General features: G+C 56.8%; 27 protein-coding genes and 1 tRNA gene. 10 read left to right on the top strand and 18 right to left on the bottom strand.

Annotated elements, in window-relative coordinates:
* Window positions 1-20: 20 nt before the first annotated feature.
* The 5 genes from AC2FIP_RS12850 to AC2FIP_RS12830 form a co-directional block, all read right to left on the bottom strand.
* Window positions 21-908 carry a cyanophycinase gene (locus AC2FIP_RS12850; protein ID WP_142637921.1) on the bottom strand — a complete coding sequence of 296 codons (888 nt, stop codon included), beginning with the start codon at window positions 906-908 and terminating at the stop codon, window positions 21-23.
* Between the two features lie 55 nt (window positions 909-963).
* Window positions 964-2,130 (bottom strand): beta-aspartyl-peptidase, encoded by a 1,167-nt coding sequence (iadA, locus tag AC2FIP_RS12845; RefSeq protein ID WP_496786703.1) that lies wholly within the window; start codon window positions 2,128-2,130, stop codon window positions 964-966.
* A 286-nt stretch (window positions 2,131-2,416) separates the two neighbouring features.
* Entirely contained in the window at window positions 2,417-2,731 is a 315-nt protein-coding gene (locus tag AC2FIP_RS12840; RefSeq protein WP_282027702.1) for a DUF1244 domain-containing protein, read from the bottom strand.
* Window positions 2,732-2,819: 88 nt separating this feature from the next.
* Complete coding sequence (locus AC2FIP_RS12835) at window positions 2,820-3,059, bottom strand: DUF6868 family protein (protein ID WP_142637915.1); 240 nt, start codon at window positions 3,057-3,059, stop codon at window positions 2,820-2,822.
* A 77-nt stretch (window positions 3,060-3,136) separates the two neighbouring features.
* A complete protein-coding gene (locus tag AC2FIP_RS12830; RefSeq protein ID WP_496786701.1) occupies window positions 3,137-3,874 on the bottom strand; it encodes an N-formylglutamate amidohydrolase in 738 nt (245 codons plus the stop codon).
* 133 nt (window positions 3,875-4,007) lie between these two features.
* On the opposite strand from AC2FIP_RS12830, the gene pyk reads away from it, so the two are divergent.
* On the top strand, window positions 4,008-5,453 hold the full coding sequence (gene pyk / locus AC2FIP_RS12825; RefSeq protein ID WP_142637911.1) for a pyruvate kinase: 1,446 nt from the start codon (window positions 4,008-4,010) through the stop codon (window positions 5,451-5,453).
* Here pyk and AC2FIP_RS12820 read toward each other — a convergent pair whose 3' ends face one another.
* Entirely contained in the window at window positions 5,454-5,927 is a 474-nt protein-coding gene (locus AC2FIP_RS12820) for an Lrp/AsnC family transcriptional regulator (protein ID WP_142637909.1), read from the bottom strand.
* Between the two features lie 188 nt (window positions 5,928-6,115).
* Here AC2FIP_RS12820 and AC2FIP_RS12815 point away from each other — a divergent pair, with 188 nt between their 5' ends.
* From AC2FIP_RS12815 to rplT, 4 genes are all read left to right on the top strand, one after another.
* Window positions 6,116-6,553: a universal stress protein gene (locus AC2FIP_RS12815; protein WP_142637907.1), complete on the top strand. Its 438-nt coding sequence runs from the start codon at window positions 6,116-6,118 to the stop codon at window positions 6,551-6,553.
* Between the two features lie 13 nt (window positions 6,554-6,566).
* A complete protein-coding gene (locus AC2FIP_RS12810; protein WP_271950089.1) occupies window positions 6,567-8,114 on the top strand; it encodes an alanine/glycine:cation symporter family protein in 1,548 nt (515 codons plus the stop codon).
* Window positions 8,115-8,294: 180 nt separating this feature from the next.
* Window positions 8,295-8,495 carry a 50S ribosomal protein L35 gene (rpmI, locus tag AC2FIP_RS12805; RefSeq protein WP_010443552.1) on the top strand — a complete coding sequence of 67 codons (201 nt, stop codon included), beginning with the start codon at window positions 8,295-8,297 and terminating at the stop codon, window positions 8,493-8,495.
* 14 nt (window positions 8,496-8,509) lie between these two features.
* Window positions 8,510-8,875: a 50S ribosomal protein L20 gene (gene rplT / locus AC2FIP_RS12800; protein ID WP_142637903.1), complete on the top strand. Its 366-nt coding sequence runs from the start codon at window positions 8,510-8,512 to the stop codon at window positions 8,873-8,875.
* A gap of 138 nt (window positions 8,876-9,013) precedes the next feature.
* On the opposite strand, the gene AC2FIP_RS12795 is transcribed toward rplT, so the two are convergent.
* The 4 genes from AC2FIP_RS12795 to dgcN form a co-directional block, all read right to left on the bottom strand.
* Window positions 9,014-9,826, bottom strand: a complete 813-nt coding sequence (locus AC2FIP_RS12795) for a class I SAM-dependent methyltransferase (RefSeq protein WP_496786700.1) — start codon at window positions 9,824-9,826, stop codon at window positions 9,014-9,016.
* A gap of 437 nt (window positions 9,827-10,263) precedes the next feature.
* Window positions 10,264-11,124 (bottom strand): D-amino-acid transaminase, encoded by an 861-nt coding sequence (locus tag AC2FIP_RS12790; RefSeq protein WP_142637899.1) that lies wholly within the window; start codon window positions 11,122-11,124, stop codon window positions 10,264-10,266.
* Between the two features lie 10 nt (window positions 11,125-11,134).
* Window positions 11,135-12,100: an N-acetyl-D-Glu racemase DgcA gene (gene dgcA / locus AC2FIP_RS12785; RefSeq protein WP_496786699.1), complete on the bottom strand. Its 966-nt coding sequence runs from the start codon at window positions 12,098-12,100 to the stop codon at window positions 11,135-11,137.
* Window positions 12,101-12,171: 71 nt separating this feature from the next.
* On the bottom strand, window positions 12,172-13,173 hold the full coding sequence (dgcN, locus tag AC2FIP_RS12780; RefSeq protein WP_496749246.1) for an N-acetyltransferase DgcN: 1,002 nt from the start codon (window positions 13,171-13,173) through the stop codon (window positions 12,172-12,174).
* Window positions 13,174-13,468: 295 nt separating this feature from the next.
* On the opposite strand from dgcN, the gene AC2FIP_RS12775 reads away from it, so the two are divergent.
* Window positions 13,469-14,431: an L-malyl-CoA/beta-methylmalyl-CoA lyase gene (locus AC2FIP_RS12775; protein ID WP_496786696.1), complete on the top strand. Its 963-nt coding sequence runs from the start codon at window positions 13,469-13,471 to the stop codon at window positions 14,429-14,431.
* 33 nt (window positions 14,432-14,464) lie between these two features.
* Here AC2FIP_RS12775 and AC2FIP_RS12770 read toward each other — a convergent pair whose 3' ends face one another.
* Window positions 14,465-15,043 (bottom strand): PA14 domain-containing protein, encoded by a 579-nt coding sequence (locus tag AC2FIP_RS12770; protein WP_142637891.1) that lies wholly within the window; start codon window positions 15,041-15,043, stop codon window positions 14,465-14,467.
* 117 nt (window positions 15,044-15,160) lie between these two features.
* The gene (locus AC2FIP_RS12765) at window positions 15,161-15,613 is read right to left on the bottom strand and encodes an Lrp/AsnC family transcriptional regulator (RefSeq protein ID WP_496786694.1); all 453 of its coding nucleotides are present in this window, start codon (window positions 15,611-15,613) and stop codon (window positions 15,161-15,163) included.
* Window positions 15,614-15,686: 73 nt separating this feature from the next.
* On the opposite strand from AC2FIP_RS12765, the gene AC2FIP_RS12760 reads away from it, so the two are divergent.
* Both AC2FIP_RS12760 and AC2FIP_RS12755 read left to right on the top strand, forming a co-directional pair.
* Window positions 15,687-16,283: a LysE family translocator gene (locus tag AC2FIP_RS12760; RefSeq protein ID WP_496696771.1), complete on the top strand. Its 597-nt coding sequence runs from the start codon at window positions 15,687-15,689 to the stop codon at window positions 16,281-16,283.
* Between the two features lie 146 nt (window positions 16,284-16,429).
* Window positions 16,430-17,392: an acetyl-CoA carboxylase carboxyltransferase subunit alpha gene (locus AC2FIP_RS12755; protein ID WP_142637885.1), complete on the top strand. Its 963-nt coding sequence runs from the start codon at window positions 16,430-16,432 to the stop codon at window positions 17,390-17,392.
* Between the two features lie 3 nt (window positions 17,393-17,395).
* Here AC2FIP_RS12755 and AC2FIP_RS12750 read toward each other — a convergent pair whose 3' ends face one another.
* From AC2FIP_RS12750 to AC2FIP_RS12740, 3 genes are all read right to left on the bottom strand, one after another.
* Window positions 17,396-18,523: a lytic murein transglycosylase gene (locus AC2FIP_RS12750; RefSeq protein ID WP_496786692.1), complete on the bottom strand. Its 1,128-nt coding sequence runs from the start codon at window positions 18,521-18,523 to the stop codon at window positions 17,396-17,398.
* Window positions 18,524-18,634: 111 nt separating this feature from the next.
* The gene (locus AC2FIP_RS12745; RefSeq protein ID WP_271950069.1) at window positions 18,635-19,282 is read right to left on the bottom strand and encodes a GntR family transcriptional regulator; all 648 of its coding nucleotides are present in this window, start codon (window positions 19,280-19,282) and stop codon (window positions 18,635-18,637) included.
* A gap of 30 nt (window positions 19,283-19,312) precedes the next feature.
* Window positions 19,313-20,008, bottom strand: coding sequence for a M48 family metallopeptidase (locus tag AC2FIP_RS12740; protein WP_496693021.1), 696 nt, complete (start codon window positions 20,006-20,008; stop codon window positions 19,313-19,315).
* Window positions 20,009-20,108: 100 nt separating this feature from the next.
* Here AC2FIP_RS12740 and AC2FIP_RS12735 point away from each other — a divergent pair, with 100 nt between their 5' ends.
* Window positions 20,109-20,435 carry a TIGR02300 family protein gene (locus AC2FIP_RS12735; protein WP_496693020.1) on the top strand — a complete coding sequence of 109 codons (327 nt, stop codon included), beginning with the start codon at window positions 20,109-20,111 and terminating at the stop codon, window positions 20,433-20,435.
* 141 nt (window positions 20,436-20,576) lie between these two features.
* A tRNA-Ala gene (locus AC2FIP_RS12730) sits at window positions 20,577-20,652 on the top strand.
* A 4-nt stretch (window positions 20,653-20,656) separates the two neighbouring features.
* Here AC2FIP_RS12730 and AC2FIP_RS12725 read toward each other — a convergent pair.
* The 3 genes from AC2FIP_RS12725 to AC2FIP_RS12715 form a co-directional block, all read right to left on the bottom strand.
* A complete protein-coding gene (locus AC2FIP_RS12725; RefSeq protein ID WP_496786690.1) occupies window positions 20,657-21,034 on the bottom strand; it encodes a hypothetical protein in 378 nt (125 codons plus the stop codon).
* Window positions 21,035-21,218: 184 nt separating this feature from the next.
* Window positions 21,219-22,592 carry an aspartate aminotransferase family protein gene (locus tag AC2FIP_RS12720; RefSeq protein ID WP_496786689.1) on the bottom strand — a complete coding sequence of 458 codons (1,374 nt, stop codon included), beginning with the start codon at window positions 22,590-22,592 and terminating at the stop codon, window positions 21,219-21,221.
* 11 nt (window positions 22,593-22,603) lie between these two features.
* Complete coding sequence (locus AC2FIP_RS12715; RefSeq protein WP_496786687.1) at window positions 22,604-24,079, bottom strand: NAD-dependent succinate-semialdehyde dehydrogenase; 1,476 nt, start codon at window positions 24,077-24,079, stop codon at window positions 22,604-22,606.
* Between the last annotated feature and the right edge of the window lie 92 nt (window positions 24,080-24,171).

Here is a 24,171-nt window from a genome sequence, read left to right as displayed (position 1 = left end):
GGCACCCTGTTGGTTAGTTTTTATTTTCCCCCGCCGGCGCCCTCGTCCCCGGACAGGTCCGGCAATGTACAGAACGCCATATGCTCATCCGGCGGAAACGCCTGGCGAGCCGTCAGATCATAACGGCACCCTTCGCCCAGAACGTCAAGCCGAAGTCCCAGAAGGCTCAACGCCTCTCCGCGGCGGGCATCCCACATCGATGAATGCGTCAGATGGCTGGCATCCACCACAGTGACCGTTCCGCTGCCCACTACCTCAAGGACGTTATCGGGTCCAATGAAGGCCGCCGTGTCTTCGTCAACGCCCAACCCGATCAGGAAAGGGTTGAAAGATGAGGCGGTTAACAGGCGCCCCAGGCGGTTACGCTGCGTGAAATGCTGGTCAATGATGACCGCATTGGTCAAACCCATGCCCGGGGCCAGAGTGATATTGCCTTCAGCCGGGGCCGAATTGCTGCTGCCGCCTGCAACCATATGCTCGGACATGACCGACGCCCCGGCTGAGGTTCCCGCAATCGGTATCCCCGCCGCATTCCGGCGCCGGATTTTCTGAGCAACAAGCGTGCCACCCAGAATCGCCGACAACCGAAGCTGGTTCCCGCCGGTCATGAATATCCCAGTGGCGCGGTCCAACATCTCGGCATAGTCGGGATTGTCGCAATCGGCGCGGCGCGAGATGGGCAGGAACTCAACCTGACCCGCTCCAAGCTCAGAGAAAATGCGGTTATAATCCGGCCCTGTTTCTTCCAGCATCGAGGCTGTCGGGATCACGACAATATCGGCATCGCCGCCGCCGGACAGCTCCACGAATTTGCGGTGAATCTGCATTTCCTTGACGCGGTCTTCGCCACCACCGATCGGGATGATGAACCCGCGCGGGGTCTCTGCATCAATGGGTGCAGGGCACATATCTTAACTACCTTCCGGAGCTATAGCGGGCAGCCACCGGGGACCGCGCGGACGTTCAAATCTGTTCATACATGCCGCGCCGGGCTATCTGGCCATCGCGGACATGCCATTCCCCCCGGGCCATCACATGCCGCACAGCGGTGTTTTCGTCAAGAACCACCAGATCGGCGTCCATACCTACGTTCAAACGGCCTTTTCGGTGCAGCTTGAGCAGATCGGCGACATTTGACGTTAGCGGGGCCAGCGCATCTGACAGGGGCATTCCTTTGTCGGTCAGCTCGCGCAGCGTTTCTGGCAGAGTGTCGGACAACCCCACACCAAACCGTGTCAGATTGCCCTCACGGTCAAAGGCCGGCAGGCAGCCACCCCCGTCAGAGCTGATGGTGAAACGGTCCGCACGACCACCCAGATCGCGAAATTGGATATAGGCCTCGGCGGCTGATATGCCCGGCTCGATATGCTCGCAGGGGAATGCGGTCGCATCGATGTAACATCCGTGCCGCGCCAGCGCGACGGCCTGTTCAAACAGGGGTTTGTTGCGATTGACATGGGTCGGGTTGAAGACGCGTGCGGGAATTTCGCAGGTCGCAATAGCCTGCTCCAACATCGACAGACCCCTGTCGCCGTCACCCATATGGCAATGCACGATCCCTGCCTTGCCGGTCATCAGGCCCGCGACATGCGCCTCACTTGCGATCCGCAGAAACTCGTCCAGTGTCGGTTGGCTTGACCGGTGATCACTGATCGCCAGTTCCCCAACGCCGATAACCGGATCAAGGAATACGATATCACCCCGGGCGGAACCGGTCAGGGTAGTCAGTGGGACGTGATAGCCACCAGTGTGACACCAAGCCGAAAGCCCCTCCTCCCGCAGCCCATAGGCCTGCTGCACCAACGTCTGCGTGTTGCGGGTCAGATCGTCCGTCCCCAACACCCCGACAACCGACGTGACCCCGGCACGGGTGAACGAGGACAAGACCATCGGCGGCACCCGGCTGGCTGGCCCGGTTTCACCGCCACCACCCGTGATATGCGCATGTCCGTCGATCAAACCCGGAACAACCGATGTACCTTCGACGTCAACGACTTCAGCCTGAAGCGGATCCGGCAGTTCGGGTTGAGAGCTACCGAGGTAAATAATGCGTTCACCCGCGGTGAGAATATGGCCTAGACCAACAGGCTCAGGCGTATAGAGCCGCGCATTCTTGATCAGTTTCAACACGTTTCATACCCGTCAGTAAGAGCAAAGACATCCTTTCTTGCACTGAAAGTCAGCAGAAGAACCATCCCTTAATTCGGAGAATGCGTAAATGTCGGGCGCAGGCCTTAAAGGCAAAATCTTAGGAGCGCTGAGGTAAAGTTGGGCATTTGCGCAATTCGCCGCGCCCGTCGCTTTCGGATCGGAACAACCGTAAGAAGCGAATGTAGCGGACGCAGTGAAACCTTTGTTGACAGCCGCCTCACTGAGAAAAGGCCCGCCGGAATGGTGGGCCTTTCTATTTTCACGTTCAGCTCTTTTTGCCGACATTTTCTTCGAAAGAGACTTCAAAAGCCGCCTGTTTTTCAGGGCTGGCTTCGGTCTGATACTTGGCTTTCCATTCGCTCATGGACATCCCGTAAAAGATCTGGCGGGCTTCGTCCTTGTCCATCTCAATGCCCTGTTCATTGGCCGCTTCCTGATACCAGCGCGACAGGCAGTTGCGGCAAAATCCGGCCAGGTTCATCATGTCGATGTTCTGAACATCGGTCCGGTCTTCCATCAGGTGCTGCTGCAACCTGCGGAATGCGGCGGCCTGAAGTTCGGTTTCAGTTTTCTGGTCCATGTTCTCGCTCCGGATGCTTGCCCAATATGTTCAAGATGACCTAACAACCCAAGCGGGCCGTTTCAATCATCAGCAACACCTCAGTGCGCTAGGCCAGTTTCAACGCCAGCCAGGGCACGATGGAAAAGATAAGCACCAGAATTTTGTAATTGGCCAGATACCTGAAATACGCACGTTTCACATCCGCGCGGTCCATTTGGAACATCCGACTATGGATGCCAGCCGCCCAATCCTGCATCAGCACGACCATCAGGGTCGAAAACAGTAACACAGCAAGGTTGATCACCGCCATCCAGCCGAAAACAGATGTCAAAAGCTCTTGCGTCATGATCGCCTCCTTTCGCCTGATATATGGGGTTTCGGGCGCGGTCGCTCAATGGTGCGCAGGCTCTCAGCCACCAAAAGTCACAATTCGCTTTGCGAAAGGGCGTCTTCCAGGACAATTCCCAGACGTTCGGCCCATGCGCGCTGCCCCGCGTGGTCGGCGATCAGGTCATTGCGCAGTTCGATTAACGCATTAGGGCGGCCAAAGGTAGAGCAATGCTTGTCGATCGCATCGCCCGGCAGAACGCCAGTATAGGGTTCATTGACGCCAACACATAGGTCCTTTTCAGCCTGCAACCGGTGGATCAGTGGGCGCGAAAAACGCTCATCCGGAGTGTGCAGCACACCGACATGCCAGGGACGCGGTTCGCGTCCACGCAACTGCCGGGTGAAAGAATGCATCGACACGATCACCGCATGGGGCAGTGCGGCCAGCTCAGCCAATGCCCTATGGTAAGGGCGGTAACACATGTTCAAACGCCGCTCGCGCTCATCCGCATCGGCGTTACGGTTGCCGGGAATGATTGACCCATCATACAGTTTCATCACAAGAGTCGGGTCGTCCTCGCCTCGGTTCGGATCGATCACAAGGCGCGAGAAATTCGCCGCGATCACAGGCGCGTTCAGAATTTCACCCAGATGTTTCGATACATCATAGGCGCCCACGTCATAGGCGATGTGGCGCTCCATATCCTCACGCGGCAAGCCAAGATCCCCACCATTGATTCCCGGTGGAACAGTATTGGTCGCGTGGTCACATGTGATCAGCCAGCGGGAAGGGCGATCCGCGCCATGGATAAAAAACGGAGAATACGTCATAAGCCTGTCATGTTGTTTCCGGCAGGTTTAGGACAGTTGCTTCGGAAAGGGAATTGCGCAATAAGCGGGCAGAGTCGATGTTTGCGGTAACATTCGCGCAAATTCAGAACATGATTTGAGGAGAACAAGGTCAATGCGACGCCTGAGAAATGTGAAGATCGTGGCGACGCTGGGGCCGGCGTCCAATGACTATGACACCATTCGCGCGTTGCACGAAGCCGGAGCCGACGTATTTCGCCTGAACATGAGCCATGGCAGCCATGACGAAATCCGCGAGCGGCACCGGATCATCCGTCAGGTCGAAAAGGATCTGGACAGCCCTATCGCCATTCTTGCAGATCTGCAGGGGCCAAAGCTGCGTGTCGGCGTATTTGCCAATGATGCGGAAGAGCTGATCGAGGGTGCCGTGTTTCGGTTGGATCTGGATCCGGCCCCGGGCGACGCAGGCCGCGTATGCCTGCCCCATCCCGAGATTTTTGCTGCGCTGGAACCCGGTGCGCGCCTCTTGGTCAATGATGGCAAAATTCGCCTGATCGTACAGGATTGCGGCCAGGATCATGCGAATTGTACCGTCGAGGTCGGCGGGACAATTTCGAACCGAAAAGGCGTGAACGTGCCGGATGTCGTGCTGCCCTTGGCCGCGTTGTCCGCCAAGGATCGTGGTGATCTGGAATTCGTCTGCCAGCTGGGTGTGGATTGGTTGGCGCTGAGTTTCGTTCAGCGGGCCAAGGATGTTTTTGAGGCTCGGGCACTGGCCGATGGGCGCGCCTCGATCCTGTCCAAGATTGAAAAGCCTGCCGCGGTTGAGGCGTTTGACGACATCCTCGATGCCTCTGACGGCATTATGGTTGCGCGCGGAGATCTGGGCGTGGAGCTACCGGTTTCTGCAGTGCCCCCGATCCAGAAACGTCTGGTCCGCCGGTGCCGTAGCGCCGCCAAGCCGGTGATTGTGGCCACACAGATGCTGGAAAGCATGATCGAAAGCCCGATGCCCACGCGGGCCGAGGTTTCAGATGTGGCAACCGCAATCTACGAAGGCACGGATGCCATCATGCTGAGTGCGGAATCTGCCGCTGGCTCATATCCGATAGAGGCCGTGCAGACTATGAACAAGGTCGCCATCGAGGTCGAAGCCGACCCCACTTATGATCAGATTATCGCAGCATCGCGCACGGCGAAGGGGACTACCGTGGCCGACGGCATCGTCGCCGCCGCTCGCGAAATTGCCGAGAAAACGGATATCAAGGCCATCTGTTGTTTCACTCAAAGCGGCACAACTGCGCTGTTGACCGCGCGCGAACGCCCCGGAGTTCCGATCATTGCAATGACCCCGGCAAAGGGAACGGCCCGTCGGTTATGCCTGAGCTGGGGCTGCCATTGCGTAATGACGCCCGAGCTTGAGCGTTTCAAAGGGGCGGTCGTCAGCGCCGCCCGTGCTGCTCGTTCTGGTGGATTTGCAACTGACACGGATCAGATCGTTGTCACCGCCGGTGTTCCGTTCAACGTGCCCGGCACGACCAATATCCTGCGGATCGCGCCTTGCGACGAAAGGCTGATCTATAACACGGATCCTGGCTGATCAGGCGGGTATGACATTCTGCCCGACCGGTTCCTTGACGATTTCCATCACGGTAAAGGAACTGGTCTGGTGAATGCCCGGAAGCTTATTGATCTTTTCCCCCAGGGTCTGGCGGAAATGGGCGATGTCGCGTGTGCGAACGGTTAACAGATAGTCAAACGACCCCGCCACCATCAGGCAGCTTTCGATTTCGGTGACATCGCGCACGGCATCGTTGAATTTATCCAATGAGTTCTCAGACGTTGCAGCCAGGGAAACCTGCACAACCGTCATATGCCCGAGACCCAACCGCTCCTTGTCCAGAACGGCGCTGTATCCGGTGATATAGCCGGTTCTTTCCAGTCGTTTTACACGCTCTGAGCACGGGGTGTTGGTCAGGTTTACGCGCATGGCAAGCTCGACGATCGGCAGGCGGCCATTGGCTTCCAATTCCCGCAGGATGCGTTGATCGATCTTGTCCAATTCTCTGTCCATTAGGAAAATTCCCTGTAATTTTGGCGCATAATGGGGTAATTTACTGAGAATAGACCAAAAATAACACCATTTCCTAGTGATTTTTCCTGATACTGGCTTGAGGGCAGTCTACAATAAATGCTCCAAGTTCCGGCTGCCCTGCCGGGGGCACGGGCCCCGGTCAAATGAACAATAAATGGAGGAACGAGATGACAACAAAAATTGTCATAGGACTGGACGGGACAGAATCCGGAGAACGTGCCATCGCTTTTGCCAAAGATTTGGCTGAAAGGATTGGTTCATGCGAGCTTCTGGTTGCATATGTCATTGAATGGTCGCCCTACACTTTTCAGACACCTGAAGAAAACGCAAAGCGGCACATGCGGCGTGAGGAGGAGATTGAACTAGCAACGACACGGGTGGTGGCACCCGCCGTCGACGCCCTGAAGGCCGCGGGTTTCGCCGCGACCGGAGTGGTGCGCCACGGAGATGTGGCTGAAACGCTGAATGCCATCACGGTAGACAGCAAGGCCGTACAGATTGTCGTTGGACGCTCGTCCGCAGATGGCCTCAAAAAGCGTATCTTCGGCAGCTCAACGCAAAACCTTGTGATGCATGCCGATGTACCGGTCACGGTCGTGAATTGAGGGAGGCACAGGAATGAAAACACTATCTCAACTGGGATTGGCAGCCGCCACCCTGATGGCCAGCCCCGTCGCCGCGCAAGAGGCGCCCGGGTTGGACGAAAAGATCAATCAGGCTTTTGCTGATATCACTGGGCCATTCGTTAGCTTCATATTCGCACCAATTCCCGGGACAGGATTTCCCTGGATCGTGATGTGGTTGGTTATCGCGGCGTCGGTCTTTACTCTGTACTTTGCTTTTGTGCAGATGCGCTTTTTCGGCCACGCGATAAGTCTGGTCAAAGGCGACTATTCCGATCCCAACGATGCGGGTGAGGTTAGCCACTTTCAGGCATTGGCCACTGCCCTGTCGGGCACGGTCGGGCTTGGCAATATCGCAGGCGTTGCCGTTGCTGTTGGCATTGGTGGCCCCGGGGCGACCTTCTGGATGATCCTGGCTGGTCTTCTGGGCATGGCGTCAAAATTCACCGAATGTACACTTGGCGTCAAGTATCGCAACGAATACGAAGACGGCAGCGTCTCGGGCGGCCCGATGTACTATATGTCCAAGGGTTTTGACGAGCTTGGCCTACCCGGAGGTAAGATCCTGGCGGTTGTGTTCTCGATCTTCTGTATTCTTGGAGCGCTGGGCGGGGGCAACATGTTCCAGGCCAATCAGGCGCATCAGCAGATTGCAGGCATCGTCGGGAATTACCCGGGTTGGATCACCGGTGTGGTCTTTGCGGTTGTCGTGTTCATGGTGATCGTCGGTGGACTTAAATCCATCGCGCGAGTGACTGAAAAAGTTGTGCCCTTTATGGGCGTGATGTATGTCGCGGCGGCTCTGGTCATCATCGTCATGAATGCGGATATGATCGGTTGGGCCTTTGGTCAGATCTTTGCCGGTGCGTTTACCGGTCTTGGTGTGGCCGGCGGCATGGTCGGTGCTCTGATCCAGGGCTTCAAACGGGCCGCGTTCTCGAACGAGGCCGGCGTTGGGTCTGCTGCGATTGCCCACTCGGCGGTGCGCACAAAGGAGCCGATCACAGAAGGCTTTGTTTCGCTGCTTGAGCCGTTCATCGATACGGTCGTGATCTGTACCATGACTGCGCTGGTGATCATCATTACTCAGCAGTTGATCATCGACCCCGAGACCGGCAACTATATGTTGAACGAAGCAGGAAGCGCTATTGCGACCGTTGACGGCAACTCAGGCGTCAGCCTGACCTCTGCCGCCTTTGGCAGCGCGTTCAGCTGGTTCCCCTATGTTCTGGCGATTGCGGTGATCCTGTTTGCTTTCTCGACTATGATCAGCTGGTCCTACTATGGCCTCAAGGCCTGGACCTATCTGTTCGGTGAGGGGCACACCAAAGAGCTGGTGTTCAAGATCATCTTCTGCGTCTTCGTGGTGATCGGTGCTGCGGCCAACCTCGGCCCGGTTATCGACTTCTCGGATGCGGCGATCTTTGCGATGGCGGTTGTGAACGTCTTTGCGCTCTACTTCCTGATGAAGATCGTTCGTCAGGAACTGGCATCGTATAGTGAAAGACTGAAAAGCGGTGAGATCCGCAAATACGGTCACTAAATAGACCACCGGGGCGGCCTGCGTCGCCCCGGTGCCTGACTGGGCTGCTAAAATTGCAGATTCAGCCAAAACCCCCTTGCCAGTATGGTCGAACTTGCGTAAACGGCGCTTCTGATCGCGTGACCGGCCGAGATGGCATGCCGAGTCGCGTTTCGAACCGAACCCCGAAAGGAGACGGAAATGCCTAAGATGAAGACAAAGTCGAGCGCCAAAAAGCGCTTTAAGGTGACTGCGACCGGTAAGGTCCTTGCTGGCCAGGCCGGCAAACGTCACGGCATGATCAAGCGGACCAAGAAATTCATCCGCGATGCTCGTGGCAACACCACCCTGTCCGCCCCCGACGCCAAAATCGTCAAGGGCTATATGCCCTACGATCGATAAGAGGAGATTAAGACATGTCCCGCGTTAAAGGTGGAACCGTAACTCACGCCCGTCACAAGAAGGTTATCAAGGCCGCCAAAGGTTACTATGGCCGCCGCAAAAGCACCTTCAAGGTTGCCCGTCAGGCCGTAGACAAGGCCAACCAATATGCAACCCGTGACCGTAAGAACCGCAAGCGTAACTTCCGCGCGCTGTGGATCCAGCGGATCAACGCTGCTGTACGTTCGCATGACGAAGCCCTGACATATTCCCGCTTCATCAACGGCCTGAACCTGGCCGGTATTGAAGTGGACCGTAAAGTTCTGGCCGATCTGGCCGTGCACGAACCGGAAGCGTTCGGCGCGATCGTCGCCCAGGCTCAGGCTGCTCTGACCGCCTGATCCTCTGTAAAGAGACAGTGAATAAAGGGCCGTTCCGTTTGGGGCGGCCTTTTTTGTTACTGGTAACTGGTAGGGTCCGCTTTGAACCAAGAAGGCCGGATGCTGTGCAATGTCTGTCTGCTCGATTACTGAGAACGGTCAAACGATCTTGGGTTTATTTGCGATTTGGCTCACATAGGACATAAAACCAAAAAACATCTTGGCAGATACTCTGCGTTTCGCTTCTGATTTCAAAGCCTCTGCAGTTTCGGAAAATAACAGACCCTCTTCCACCATGCGGTCCGCTCCGCGTTCAATTACGGTGAGAAAATAGGTCGCTTCCCCTTCTGCCACATATCCATGACCTTTCCGGGCCCCAAGTCGAAATCCCGCATCGACCAGGATGGCTGAAATCTGACGCATTTTCCAAAGATTAGTGACATTTTGATTGATCATGAATTTGATGAGTTGATCGAGCGGATCAAAGTCCGCGATCTGTGCAGTTGCAGTGCTGTAGTCGCCATCACAAATTGCCAGCACACCTCCGGGCTTCAAAAGGCGGAAGGCCTCTTGAACAACGTCTTCCGGTCCAGGGACGTGGCACAACAACGTGTGCATTACCACAAGGTCAAAGGTCTCGCTTTCAAAACCTGTGTTTTTGGCATCCCCGATATCGAAGCTAAGTCGATCATCATCCCCAAAGCTCTTCTGGGCCCGTGCGACCATGACGGGCGAGGGTTCAATTCCATGAGCCGTTGCGGCTCCTGCAAGCTCCAACAAATCTCGGGTAACGTGTCCTGTTCCTGAACCAAGCTCCAGCGCCCGTGCACCTTTGGGGAGACTCAGGTTCTCCATGTAGGCTTTGCGAATTGCAATCTGCGCAGGCTCTAAACAGCGCACTTCCATTGCTGTTGCGATCCGCTCTTGAAGGGCGGTGTCTTGCGCGCCGAGGTCAGAGTATGGATCGGCCATAAGTTAACTCATTTGAAATGGACCACAGGAGGACATGATAGACCAACATTTTCATCGGCACCAATAGCGGCCATTGAGGCCCATAGGTCGTTTGACGGGGCATCTCCGGCCCTCTGTCCCCTTGCTACACCAGCAGCACGTAGGGGCTTCGCCATCATTATGTGTGAAGTTGGCTCCTGAAAACCGCAACTCAGCGCGTAATATGCCGCCTGGTTTCGGCCATACCAATACCGCTCGTCAGGCTGGATATGCCTATTCTCATAGCGGCCTGTCAGGATGCAGGATCACCAACTATCGTGTTCAGATCGCGCTCAGAGATTTTGGTGCCGCACCCTCTTTGCGCCGTTCATCCCGACCAAGACCTGCACGCGGCACCAAATGTTGTCAAATTCGTAGCGACCACCCCATGCCACACAAACGCCCAGCATGAGATTCCTTTAGAGCGCTGCCTTGCGGCTTTCGTCCAGATAAATCTCGCGCAGACGTTTGGCTATGGGTCCCGGCGTGCCGTCGCCCAGCGCTGTGCCGTCAATTTCAACCACAGGCATGACAAAAGCACTGGCAGAGGTGGTGAACGCCTCATCAGCCTCCTTGGCCTCGTCGATGGTGAACAGGCGTTCTTCGACAACCATCTGCGCTTCGGCTGCCATTCGCAGAACGGCCTTGCGGGTGATGCCGTGCAGGATGTCGCTCGACAACGGTCGGGTGACAATCTTGTTGCCTTTGACAAAATACGCGTTGTTGCTGGTGCCCTCGGTCACATAACCGCCTTCGACCATCCAGGCATCATCACAGCCCGCGGCCTTGGCCATCATCTTGCCCAGCGAGGGATAGAGCAGCTGTGTCGTCTTGATGTCGCGCCGGCCCCAGCGGATATCCTCGATCGAGATGACCTTGGCACCTTTCCGGGCAGCAGGGCTGTCTGCCAGACCCGGCTTGTTTTGGGTGAACAAAACCAGTGTGGGTTTGGTATCAGCCGCAGGAAATGCAAAATCTCGGTCGCCGTCGCTGCCGCGCGTGACCTGAAGATAGACCAGCCCCTCTTCAATGCCGTTCAACTCAACCAGCTTGCGGTGGATCTCCAGCAGCTCGTCCTTCGCGCAGGGTTCAGCCATCTGTAATTCGTCCAGCGAGCGCTTGAGGCGGACCGCGTGGCCTTCGAAGTCGATCAGCTTGCCGTCCAGAACGCTGGTCACCTCATACACGGCATCGGCCATCAGGAAGCCACGATCAAAGATCGACACTGTGGCTTCGGTTTCGGGCAGGTAGTCGCCATTCACATAAACGGTGCGGGTCATGTCAATCTCCTTAGCCCCAGAGCGCTGCCAATGGCGGGTACACTCCGGCATCATCAAAAGTCAGCGGGTTGTCGCGGTCTTCGGCCAACAAAAGTGGTCCGTCAAGGTCCGTTACCATCGCACCCTGCGCCAGCAATGTCGCAGGGGCCATCGCCAAAGAGCTGCCGACCATACAGCCGACCATGATGTCATAGCCTTCAGCAATCGCCGCTTTGCGCAGCTCCAGCGCTTCGGTCAGACCTCCGGTCTTGTCGAGCTTGATGTTGATCACATCATATTTGCCCTTCAGTTTGGGCAGGCTGGCACGATCATGGCAGGATTCGTCGGCACATACGGGTACCGGGCGCTCCATCCCGATCAGCGCGTCATCGTCACCGGCGGGCAGAGGTTGCTCGACCAAGGCCACACCCAGGCGCACAAGATGTGGCGCAAGATCGGTGTAAACGGCGGCGGACCAACCTTCATTTGCATCCACGATGATCGTCGAATTCGGTGCGCCTGCGCGAACGGCCTCAAGCCGGGGCATGTCATCCGGCGTGCCCAGTTTGATCTTTAAAAGCGGGCGATGCGCATTCGCAGCTGCCTGCGCCTGCATCGCCTCGGCTGTGTCCAGCGACAATGTATAGGCGGTGATTTCGGGGCGCGGCTGAGGCAGTCCAACCAGATCCCAGACACGTTTACCGGCTCGCTTGGCCTCAAGATCCCACAGCGCACAATCTACGGCATTGCGGGCAGCACCCGCAGGCAACAGATCCATCAGTTGCGCCCGGTCAAAACTGTCCGGCAATCTGGCAATTTCAGCCTCAACCGAGTCCAGAGTTTCATCATAGCGCGCATAGGGTACACATTCGCCCCAGCCCTGATGCTGACCGTCAGAAATGCGTACGGTCAGAACCTTGGCCTCGGTCCGTGACCCGCGTGAAATCGTAAAGACCTGAGCCAGCCTGAACACATCGCGAGAGACGTCAATTTGCATCACATACCTTTTCCTGGCTGAACCGCCCGGCTTTTCCAAATTTCGATCCGGGCCGGCGGGACCAGACCGCTTTACACTGCTGCCAGCGCGTCGACCAGCTTGCCCGCACCAAAGCGGAACGGGTCCGTTGCGGGCAGTCCCATGTCGGCCTCAACCTGCGCCAGATAGGCAGAAGCATCCGCTTCGCTCATGTGCTGCGTATTGACCGAGACGCCGACGACCTGACAGTCAGGGTTGGCAACCTTGGCCAGCCCCAGCGCCGTATCGCGCAAGGTTTGCAAAGACGGCAAGCTATAGGTCGGCAGACCGCGCATATGTTCGCGTGTCGGTTCATGAGACAGGATCAACGCATCGGGCTGACCGCCATGAATCAGCGCCATCGTCACGCCGGAATAGGACACGTGGAACAACGAGCCCTGCCCTTCGATCAAATCCCAATGGTCGTCATCATTGTCAGGTGTCAGCCATTCAACCGAACCCGCCATGAAATCGGCAATCACCGCGTCCAGCGGCACGCCGTCACCGGTGATCAGAATGCCGGTCTGGCCGGTGGCCCGAAAGGTCGATTTCATGCCCCGCTTGCGCATCTCGGCATCCATGGCCATCGCGGTGTACATCTTGCCGACCGAACAATCGGTGCCGACGGCAAGACAGCGCTTACCTTTACGTTTGATGCCGTTGGCGATTGGATAGTCGACCGACGGAACCCGCACATCATGCAGCTTGCGGCCTGTTGCTTCGGCGACTGCGACTAGATCGGGTTCATCACACAAAAGGTTGTGCAGGCCCGAGGCCAGGTCGAAACCTTCCTCCAGCGCCATGACCAGCACCTTTTTCCATTCCTGACTGATCACACCGCCACGATTGGCCACGCCAATGACCAAAGTCTTGGCCCCGGCCTCTTTGGCCTTAGCAAGGGACATGTCGGTCAGGCCCAGATCGGCTTTACAGCCCTCCATCCGGTATTGACCCACGGCGTTTTCCGGACGCCAGTCCTTGATTCCTACGGCAACCTTGGCCGCCAGCTGGTCGGGCGCATCGCCCAAAAACAACAGATACGGTGTCTCGATCATTGCGGTGCACTCCTTTGATTCTGGCGCAGGCTATGGGACGGGCAAGGCGAGTGTTTCTCGATTTCGCCCAGCATCGCTGGATCCCGCAGGAAAATTTTGCGCAAATATCGTAGCTTGCGCAAAATTCTTTCAAGTTTCTAAAGCGATTAAACTTTAATCACCAGAGACATGGCGCATTGCGGCGAATGCTGCGACTGCATTGCCGCAGATGCACAAACGTGCTTGCGGAGACCTGCGCAATTTAATACCTCATAAGACAACAAAATCGCAATTTCCTTTCCGGCACGAGGTCCAGATGAGCTTTCGCATTCAACCCGCCGCCCCCGCGCGCCCTAACCGTTGTCAGTTGTTCGGCCCCGGGTCGAACACCAAGCTCTTCCCCAAGATGGCGGCCTCTGCGGCGGATGTGATCAATCTTGATCTTGAGGATTCGGTTGCACCATCTGACAAGGACACAGCGCGTGCCAATGTCATCGAGGCGCTGAACACCCTTGATTGGGGCACCAAATACATGTCCGTACGAATCAACGGACTGGATACGCCTTACTGGTACCGCGATGTCGTGGATGTGATGGAGCAGGCCGGAGATCGACTGGACCAGATCATGATCCCCAAGGTCGGTTGTGCGGCGGATGTCTATGCGGTGGACGCGCTGGTCACCGCCATCGAACGCGCAAAAGGCCGTACCAAACCGATCAGCTTTGAGGTCATCATCGAATCCGCAGCTGGCCTCGCCCATGTCGAAGAAATCGCTGCCTCGTCCCCCCGGATGCAAGCCATGAGCCTTGGGGCAGCCGACTTTGCGGCCTCGATGGGCATGCAGACAACTGGCATCGGCGGCACGCAGGAAAATTATTACATGCTGCGCGAAGGTGAAAAACACTGGTCCGACCCGTGGCACTGGGCGCAGGCCGCCATCGTTGCCGCCTGCCGCACCCATGGCGTGCTGCCGGTGGATGGACCGTTCGGCGATTTCAGCGATGACGAAGGCTATATCGCGCAGGCCAAACGTTCTGCCACTTTGGGCATGGTCGGCAAATGGGCAATCCACCCCAAACAGATCACGCTGGCCAACCAGGTCTTCACCCCCTCGGACGAGGCGGTGTCAGAGGCCCGCGAAATCTTGGCCGCCATGGAGCAAGCCAAGGCCATTGGCGAAGGTGCGACGGTCTACAAAGGGCGTCTGGTCGATATCGCCTCGATCAAACAGGCCGAGGTGATCGTGGCCCAGGCCGAATTGATCGCTGCCAACAGCTAAAAGTAGAAAGGCGCCTCACCGGGCGCCTTTTTCTTACCGTCCGAAGACATCATTGGGTGTCCAGGTGAACCTTTCGCCCTTTTTACCAGATTTCATCATCAGACAGGATGTTCCGAGCTTCTGGAAATAGATGATCTTGAGCGCGTACCACCCGGCTTTGGGCACATCGACTTCGGTCCGCTGATTGGCCTCGCAGCCCTGAATGCCCGAGACTTGTCCAATGTTCTGGCCTCCGACGAATGCCTCTATCCCGTCATTTGACCACGTTTCCAACTCGTAGATTCCAGCAGAGTCGAACCGCATGTACCCCGTAATCTCGGCGGCGACATTGTAAGCGCCGTCAAACGTCATGACGTCCTGACCCTTACTGGTGTCCCTGTAATCCAAGCCCCGCAACGGTTGTCCGGGCTGCGCTTTAGACAGCATGCTTTTTGCATGGCTCAGATCTCGGATCTTCTTGTGTTGATTGCCAGTGCCAAAGTAGTTCACATTCAATCCCGCCTTGGGGCTGGGCTGTGGGTTGGCAGGTTGCAGCTTTAACGGAGCTGCAAAAGATGCTCCCGCAATCATCACCAAAGTTGCGACCAGTGCTCCGGTCCGAACAAGTTTCATCGTCTTCTCCCTGAATACGACCGGTTGGGGTTGTCCCCATTTTTGGTCAAATCTTTGGCAAGACAGTAAAACGTGAATCCAACTCCGGCAAGCCGGTACAGAATCATCTTTCCAATGTCAGGCCCGCATATCCTTGGGCGAGCCCATGACGACATAGGACGTGATCGACGTGACATGGGGCAAAGTCCCCAGAACTTCGGTGTGAAAAGTTTTGTAAGACGACAGATCGGCACATTCCACGCGCAACAGGTATTCGATCGTGCCGGTGATGTTATGGCACTCCACCACCTCAGGCGCGCGCTGCAATGCACGCTCGAACCCTTCCTGAGCGGCCTTTGTATGTTCGCCCAGCCCCACGCCAATATAGGCGACAAAGCCGATGCCCAGCGCAGATGGGTTCAATACAGCACGATAGCCCGAGATCACGCCCGCGCGCTCTAATTCCTGAACACGGCGCAAACAGGCCGAGGCTGACAGCCCGACCCGATCGGCCAATTCAAGGTTGCTTATCCGCCCATCACGTGTCAGCTCACGCAATATATGGCGATTTATATCATCCAACTTGATCATTAATTGCAGAATTACCGCAATAACCAGCGCAAACGCAATTTCATTTGGGCGGATTCCATCAATTATCTGCGCTATGAACCCTGAATTGCTTTTTGCCCTCGTCACCTTTGCCTTCGTCTCGTCGATCACGCCGGGACCCAATAACCTGATGCTGATGGCCTCGGGCGCGAATTTCGGGTTTCGACGCACAATCCCACATATGTTCGGAATCGGGTTGGGCTTTACAGTCATGGTCCTTCTGGTCGGAACGGGGCTGGTGCAGGTGTTTGATGCCTATCCAATCAGCTATACCGTGTTGAAAGCGGCGTCGGTGGCCTATCTGCTGTATCTGGCATGGAAAATCGCGCATTCGGCCCCAGCCGAAGCGGGCGCGCCTGCGGGAAAACCGATGACGTTTTTACAGGCTGCAGCATTCCAATGGGTCAATCCAAAAGCCTGGGCCATGGCCCTGACAGCAACAACTGTATACACACCCGACCGGACGCTGAACGCCATCGTCATTGTCGCGATTGTTTTCGGCGCAATCAATTTGCCCTCGGTCAGCACATGGACGGTACTCGGGCAGCAGATGGCGCGGATTCTCACGAACCCACACCGACTGATGCTGTTCAACTGGGTGATGGCGGGGCTGCTGGTCGCGTCGCTCTACCCTGTGCTTTGGCCCGTTTGAGAACGTTCGCAGGTTAGCAATGACCGGTCATCAAGGCCCTTTTGAGGGTGAATACGGGCACCCCTACCAACCCTTTAAATCTTGCTGAGTTGCATCCGGGGCAACGTCAGGCCATATAGCAGGGAACTTCCGCGTTGAGAGGCGTCATGACCCAGTATCTGGAATTCGAAAAACCCCTGGCCGAGATCGAAGGAAAGGCCGAGGAACTGCGTGCGCTGGCGCGCGCCAATGAAGAGATGGATGTGGCCGCAGAGGCCGCCGCTCTGGATGCCAAGGCTGAAAAGCTGTTGGACGAACTCTATGCCGATCTGACGCCATGGAGAAAATGTCAGGTCGCTCGTCACCCTGGACGTCCCCATTGTAAAGACTACGTGGAAGATCTGTTCACCGAATTCACACCGCTGGCAGGCGATCGGAATTTTGCTGACGACCTGGCCGTGATCGGCGGTCTGGCGCGGTTCAACGATCAACCTGTTATGGTGATCGGCCACGAAAAGGGCAGCGACACCAAATCGCGCATCGAACGCAATTTCGGCATGGCTCGCCCCGAAGGGTATCGCAAGGCTGTCCGACTGATGGAAATGGCAGGACGCTTTGGACTGCCGGTTATCACCTTGATCGACACGGCGGGCGCCTATCCCGGCAAAGGCGCCGAAGAGCGCGGCCAGTCCGAGGCGATTGCCCGCTCGACCGAGATGTGCCTGAAGATCGGCGTGCCGTTAGTCTCGGTCATCATCGGCGAAGGTGGATCAGGCGGTGCGGTGGCTTTTGCAACGGCAAACCGTGTCGCGATGCTGGAACATTCGGTCTATTCGGTCATTTCACCCGAAGGCTGCGCCTCGATCCTTTGGAAAGATTCAGAGAAAATGCGCGAAGCAGCCGAAGCGTTGCGGCTGACCGCGCAAGACCTGCACAAGCTGGGCGTTTGCGACCGGATCATTTCGGAACCCAAGGGCGGCGCACATCGCGATCGCGCTGCGACCGTGGACTCCGTGCGGGATGCGATTACGGCGATGCTCAAGGATCTGGACGGCAAGGATTCCGCCGCCCTGATCAGAGATCGTCGTCAAAAATTCCTCGACATCGGCTCAAAAGGGTTGGCTGCGTAACCCTCAGCCCCCCAACTGCCTGAGCAGCGCAACGGAGGGCTCTCCGGTCACGGACAGCCCCTTGGCTCGCTGGTACGCAGAAATCGCGGATGTCGTGTTATTCCCGATGACACCATCCGCCCCTTGCGTATCGTAGCCCGCGGATGTCAAACGGCGCTGCAACTCTTTGCGGTCCTCAAGTGTCAGCCCAGTCGCATCCGGTCCGAAAGAGGCCTGGAACGGCGCACCTCCGGCAATCCGGTCTGATAGATGCCCTACCCCGATCGCGTAGCTGTCCGAGTTATTGTACCGTTTGATCACCTGAAAATTGTGGAACACGGCGATGCGGGGCCCTGGCACCTGGGGTTGCAGCACAGCAACCGGCGTACCGGATACCGTCCCGGCCTCACCGCCCCAGGGCTGCCCACGCACCCAACCGGAACGCGCCAGATAAGCCGCCGTTGATGCCAGCGAATCCGTTGGATCGTCGGACCAGATATCGCGCCGTCCATCGCCGGTGAAATCCACCGCATAGGCCAGATAAGAGGTCGGGATGAACTGCGTGTGCCCCATGGCACCGGCCCAGCTACCTGTCATGTTGGCAGATGTCGTGTCACCGTTCTGCAGGATCTTCATCGCTGCCATCAGTTGGTTCTCAAAGAACTGCCCGCGCCGACCGTCATAGGCCAGCGTCGACAGGGCCGATACAACAGGCACATCCCCGCGCCGCGCACCATAACGGCTTTCCAGCCCCCAAATTGCCACGACAACTTCTTTGTCCACGCCGTACTGCGCCTCGATCTGAGACAGCGTTCCGGCATGGCGCACCAGCATTTGCTTGCCGGTCGCGATCCGTTCATCCGAGGTTGCAATCGCTAGGTAGTCTTCAAGCGACCTCTTGAACTCGACCTGATTTCGGTCCCGCTCGATCACTCCGGGCAGATATCCGGCGCCCTGGAAGGCGCGGTTAATTGTGCTTTGCGAAATCCCCTGTGCGGTCGCGCGGCTTTTGAAGCCCGCCACCCAGGCGTCCCAGCCCGCGTTCCGAACCGGCTGCATACGCCCGGCAGGCGCCGAAGAAGGCACGCCATCCGTACAGGCAACCAACAAGCCGGAGCCCAGCCCAAGGGAAAATAACCGTCGATCAATCATGGTTGAAAACTGCTCTTATTGTGATTTCTCACAGCCTAGCGCAGAGAAATCGCCGGGGCCAGAACAGCGATACCGAACCGGGCGATTTCGGCAGCTTCGGCAACAAGCCGCTTAGCTGACCAGCATCCGCAGGCCCTGTGTAACATCCGAGCGAACCGCAAGGCGCAGACCCGGCTCATCCCCGGCCTTTAGCGCCGCAATTATCAGCTTGTGGTGATGCGGTGGTTCCGTTCGCCGCAGCCGCCCATAAAGCGCGCGCATCGTCGGCCCAAGCTGCAACCATACGGTTTCGGCAATCGCCAGCATCGCTGGGGCCTGCGCCCGCAGATACAGAGTTCGGTGAAACTCCAGATTGGTGCGAATATATCCAACGGCATCACGTTTGGTGACCATCTCGGCCACCGTCATGTTGATGCTCTGCAATCGGTCAATCAGGGCAATATGCGCACGGGGCAATGCCCGGCTGGCCAGCTCGACCTCAAGCAAGGCCCGCAGCGCAGCAAGCTCCTCGATCCGGTCATTGGTCAACTCAGGCGTCGAGACGCGGCCCGAGGACGACAGAAATAGCGCCCCTTCAGCCGCAAGCCGACGCACCGCCTCGCGGGCCGGTGTCATCGAGACTCCAAACTCTTTGCCAATTCCCCGCAAGGTCAGCGCCTGACCGGGGGCGATGTCGCCATGCATGATGCGGGATCGCAGGGCCCGGTACACCCGGTCATGCGTTGCGGTCTGCGTTTCCGAGGGGCGTGTGTTCAACATGTCTCTATGTGATCACAAACACCGCACAGGTCAACTCGCAGGCGTGTCAAATCTGTACTGGTGCAGCTGCGCCCCGTTGTCGCGCAGCCAGCGCCGCTGTTCTTTGTAATCTCCGAATAACCGCTCGACCTGGGCCCAAAAGGCTGGGGAATGGTTCATCTCGGCCAGATGCGCCACCTCATGTGCGGCAACATAGTGCAGGACGTCTGGTGGAGCGAGAATCAGTCGCCAGGAAAACATCAACCCACCCTCAGAACTGCATGATCCCCAGCGCGATCGGGTATCCCGAATAGAGATGCTGGCATAAGCCCTACCCAACATCGCTGCGTAGTCATCACATGCGCCGGTCAGCCGGTCGCGTGCCAGTTCTTTCAAAAAGCGCGCCAAACGTCGCGCTTCAGCGCCTTCAGGTACTGAAATCTGATCCGCCTGCAACAGAACGCGTCGGCCCGTTGCCCGGACAATGCGCCGTTGGGTGCCCTCAACAGGAATATGCTGCCCAAATTGAACCACCGAGGGGTCTGGCCGATCACTCAGGTGCTGCCGAATCCAGCTTTCTTTTTGGCGGGCAAAGTTCAACGCATCGGATTCAGCGACACCGTTTGGATAGGTCAGTGTAACACGCCCGTCCAACTGGGATATACGCAGACTGATCCGCCGTGCCCGCGCCGATTTGCGCAATGTCAGCGGCACCGGAGGCGATCCTGGCAGTGCGTGATCTCCCATAGGTCTGTTTCTCCTGCTCAAAGGCTTTGACAGTGCCCGCTGCTTGTGGCACCTGACCTGAATCGTCGATACGACTCACCTGATATCAAGGGGATTGGACATGCCCAAGGAAGAATGGGGTGTAAAGCGCGTTTGCCCGACCACCGGTAAACGGTTTTATGACCTGAACAAAGACCCGATCGTTAGCCCTTATACCGGCGAGATCGTGGAACTCGAAACCGGCAAAAGCCGGATGATCGCAGCAGATGCAGAAGATGCCGCATCGGCCAAGGCGCGCGAAAACGCGCCCGAGGAAGAACTGGTTCTGGATGACGACGACGAAGTCGAAGTCGATCTGGATGATGATTTGCTGGATGACGATGATGACAGCAGTGATGAAGTTCCGCTGGACGACATCACTGACATTCCAGCAGAGGACGATAGCTGATCACGGTTAGAGGCGGCCTCGCGCCGCCTCGTGCCATTTGCAATCTGGTTGCAAAATTTTAACGGCGACGCCTGTTTTTGGACTTGCGCTTAGCGCCACTGTCTCATAAACGTCCGCCCACTGCTTCTGCAGTACCTGTATGGGGCCTTAGCTCAGTTGGGAGAGCGCTTGCATGGCATGCAAGAGGTCAGGGGTTCGACTCCCCTAGGCTCCACCAAAACCTAATTCAGATAATTTGCGTCACTTAAGAATCTGAATGGAAAAGATAATTCACCGATTCGAAGATCCGATTTGGAAGAGTAACTTCCCTTCTGAAAAAATAGCATTCTAAGCAGCGCTCTCTTGCCCCTATAGTCGCTTTTTTTCCATACTTTCCAAGATTTTGACAGAATTTCGGCGACCGGTTCGAACATCTCTTCAAAATTCCTTTGCGGAACTTCGAAATCTTCCAACTTCCGCTTGAGCTCTTCCTGCTTCATCGTCTGTCTGGCTACAGGAATGGCAACCCACACGTTGCGGACTTTTCCGCCGCTCCACCCATGATTGATAATATCTGGTCTGTAGCACATTGCGACAATAGTGACGTGTGCTTGTTTCAAGTTTCAATCCAGGCCGCTTTGACCGGATTGGGCCTTGTAGTAAGGAATCTTGGAATTGCGGCCCGATCCAGGCAATATTGCCAAATCAAAGCGGTCTCAATTGAGTGCTGCGCCCACCCCAGAGTTTGATGCGGTAATGTTTACCGCTGTCAACTCAGCCAAGGATGGGCGAGACAGACATCCCCTAGCCCAATACTGCTGTAACCGCGCGCAGAGTTGCCGCGACGACGGTATCAGCTTCTTCACGACTCAGGCAAAACGGTGGCGCGAAGCCCAAGATGTCGCCTTGCGGCATAGCGCGTGCGATGACCTTATCCTGTGCCAAAAGAGCGGCTGAGACTTGCGGGCCGATCTTGTCCGCGGAGTCAAAGAAGGTACGGCTATCTTTATCCTTCACGAACTCGACCGCGCACAACATTCCTTCGCCGCGCACATCGCCGACATTGGCGTGTGCTGACAGTGCATCCTTCATCGACTGTTTCAGATAAGCGCCGATGTTGCCTGCGTTTTCGATCAGGTTCAGATCATCAATCAATTTGAGGTTTGCCACACCGGCCGCGGCCCCGATCGGGTGTGCCGAATAGGTCCAGCCGTGGCCGATGGCGCCGTTTTCATCTGTGCCCTGTTCCAGCACCTTCCACACTTTTTCCGAAACAATCGAACCTGACAGCGGCGCGTAGGCCGAGGTGAGGCCTTTGGCGATGGTGATGATATCGGATTCCAAGCCGTAATGCTCAGAGCCGAACATGCTGCCCAGGCGGCCAAACCCGGTCACAACCTCATCGGCAACCAACAGGATGTCATGCTTGCGCAATACGGTCTGGATGGCGGCCCAGTAGCCTTCCGGCGGGGGCACGATACCGCCGGTTCCCAACACCGGCTCGCCAATAAACGCGGCGATTGTATCAGCGCCTTCACGTTCAATCAGCGCCTCCAGTTCAGTCACGCAATGCGCGACGAATTCGGCTTCGCTTTGGTCCAGATTATCGCGGCGGAAATAATAGGGCGCTTCGGTATGAACCACCTGCGTGAGCGGCAGATCGAACTTTTTGTGGAATAGTTCCAGCCCAGTCAGCGACCCGGTGACAAGGCCCGAGCCATGATACCCGCGCCAGCGCGAGATGATCTTTTTCTTTTCGGGGCGACCCAGGATATTGTTGTAATACCATATTAATTTGACGTTGGTTTCATTTGCATCTGAACCACCCAGGCCGAAATAGACCTTGGACATATTCGAAGGCGCGCGATCAAGGATCATCTTGGACAGGGTGATGGAGGCTTCTGTGCCGTGGCCTACGTAGGAATGATAATAGGCCAACTCGCGGGCTTGATCCGCAATCGCTTCGGCAATTTCCTGACGGCCATAGCCCACATTCACGCAATAAAGTCCTGCAAAGGCGTCCAGCAATTTGGTACCATCACGGTCTTCGATATGGACCCCGCTTGCGGTTTTGATCACACGGGTCGCTGTTTCGCCCCGCGCGTGCTGGGCCAGATGAGTGGAGGGATGGAAAAAGTTCTCGCGGTCCCATTGGTCAAGTTGATCGTTCTTCAGCATCTTTTCACTCCTCATGCCCAGTCGCGGCAGACATATTTGATTTCGGTAAACTCTTCCATTCCCCGTCTTGCCCCTTCACGGCCCAGACCGGATTGTTTGGTGCCGCCAAAGGGGATCGGCGCGCCGGTGACCTTGGTGCGATTCACCGCCACCATGCCAAATTGCAATGCACGAGATACGCGGTAAATACGGCGTGGGTCATGGCTGTGCAGATACGCAACCAGACCGTATTCGGTGTCATTGGCCCGGGCGATCACCTCTTCTTCGGTATCAAAGGGCGCAATGGCCGCCACAGGGCCAAATGTTTCCTCTGACATAAGCACGGCATCGGCGGGCACGTCGGTCAGAACCGTGGGCTGATAAAACAGCGGGCCGAGAGGATCCCTTGCACCTCCGCACGCCAGTTTGGCCCCCTTGGCCAGCGCATCGGCGACATGTTCTTCCTGCTTTTGAACCGCCTTTTCATTCATCAGAGGGCCGATGTCGGGGTCGTCCATACCGATGCCAAGGGACAGCCTGCGGGTCGCTTCGGTAAACTGCGAGCAGAATGCGTCGTAAATTGAGCGCTCCACAAATATCCGATTGGCGCCAAGGCAGTCCTGCCCGGATGTGGCGAATTTGGCCTTGATCGTTTCAGAAACCGCAATTTCAAGATCGGCCCCTTTGAACACAATCACAGGTGCATGCCCGCCTAGTTCCATTACAAGTTTTTTCACTGTGTCGGCGGACTGACGGTAAAGTAACCGTCCGATTTCGGTGGAGCCTGTAAACGAGAGTGCCCGAACACGGGTGTCTTTCGTCCAAGGTTCGACCACGGTCGAGGCCTGGCCGGTGACCACGTTGAACACGCCCGCCGGAATACCCGCCTTTTCCGCCAGTTCAGCCAACGCGAGGGCCGAAAACGGGGTTTCAACTGAGGGGTGAGCCACAACCGTACATCCCACTGCCATGGCTGCTGCTGCTTTGCGGGTCAGCATGGCAGCAGGGAAATTCCACGGTGTGATCATTGCCACCACCCCGACCGGCTCTAGCCAAACCTCGACCTCAGCATCGGGCAGATGGCTGGTGACGCCTTCAATATTGGGTCGCTTGGCCTCTTCGGCGTAGAATTCTACAAAAGACGCAGCATAATCAATTTCACCGCGCGCCTCGGACAGGGGCTTGCCCTGTTCCAGTACCATGATCCGTGCCAGATCTTCTTTGTGGTGCAGCATCAGGTCGAACCAACGGCGCAGAATGGCGGATCGGTCTTGTGGCAAGAGGCCCGACCAGGTCGGAAAGGCAGCTTGTGCCGCATCCACGGCGGCAGAGGATTCCTCTGCCGAAAGGCTGGCGGCCTCACCGATAACATCGCCAGTTGCCGGATCGGTGACGCGGATGGTGTAACCCGACGAAGCTGCACACCATTTACCATTCACATAGGAAAAACTGCGCGCCAAAGATTTGTCAGCAATATCATCGCGCGCAGAAAGTGCAGTGTCTTTCATGGATACCTCTCCCTCGATGCCCGACAATGTCGGGCATTACAGGCAAAGGATGAGACCAAATTTCGGGCCCAAAGCAGAGTATTCTGCTGCCA

The organism is Ruegeria sp. CDSB114 (genome assembly GCF_059611025.1).
Note: the sequence above shows the minus strand (reverse complement) of the source record. Positions and strands in the feature narration are given on the sequence as shown.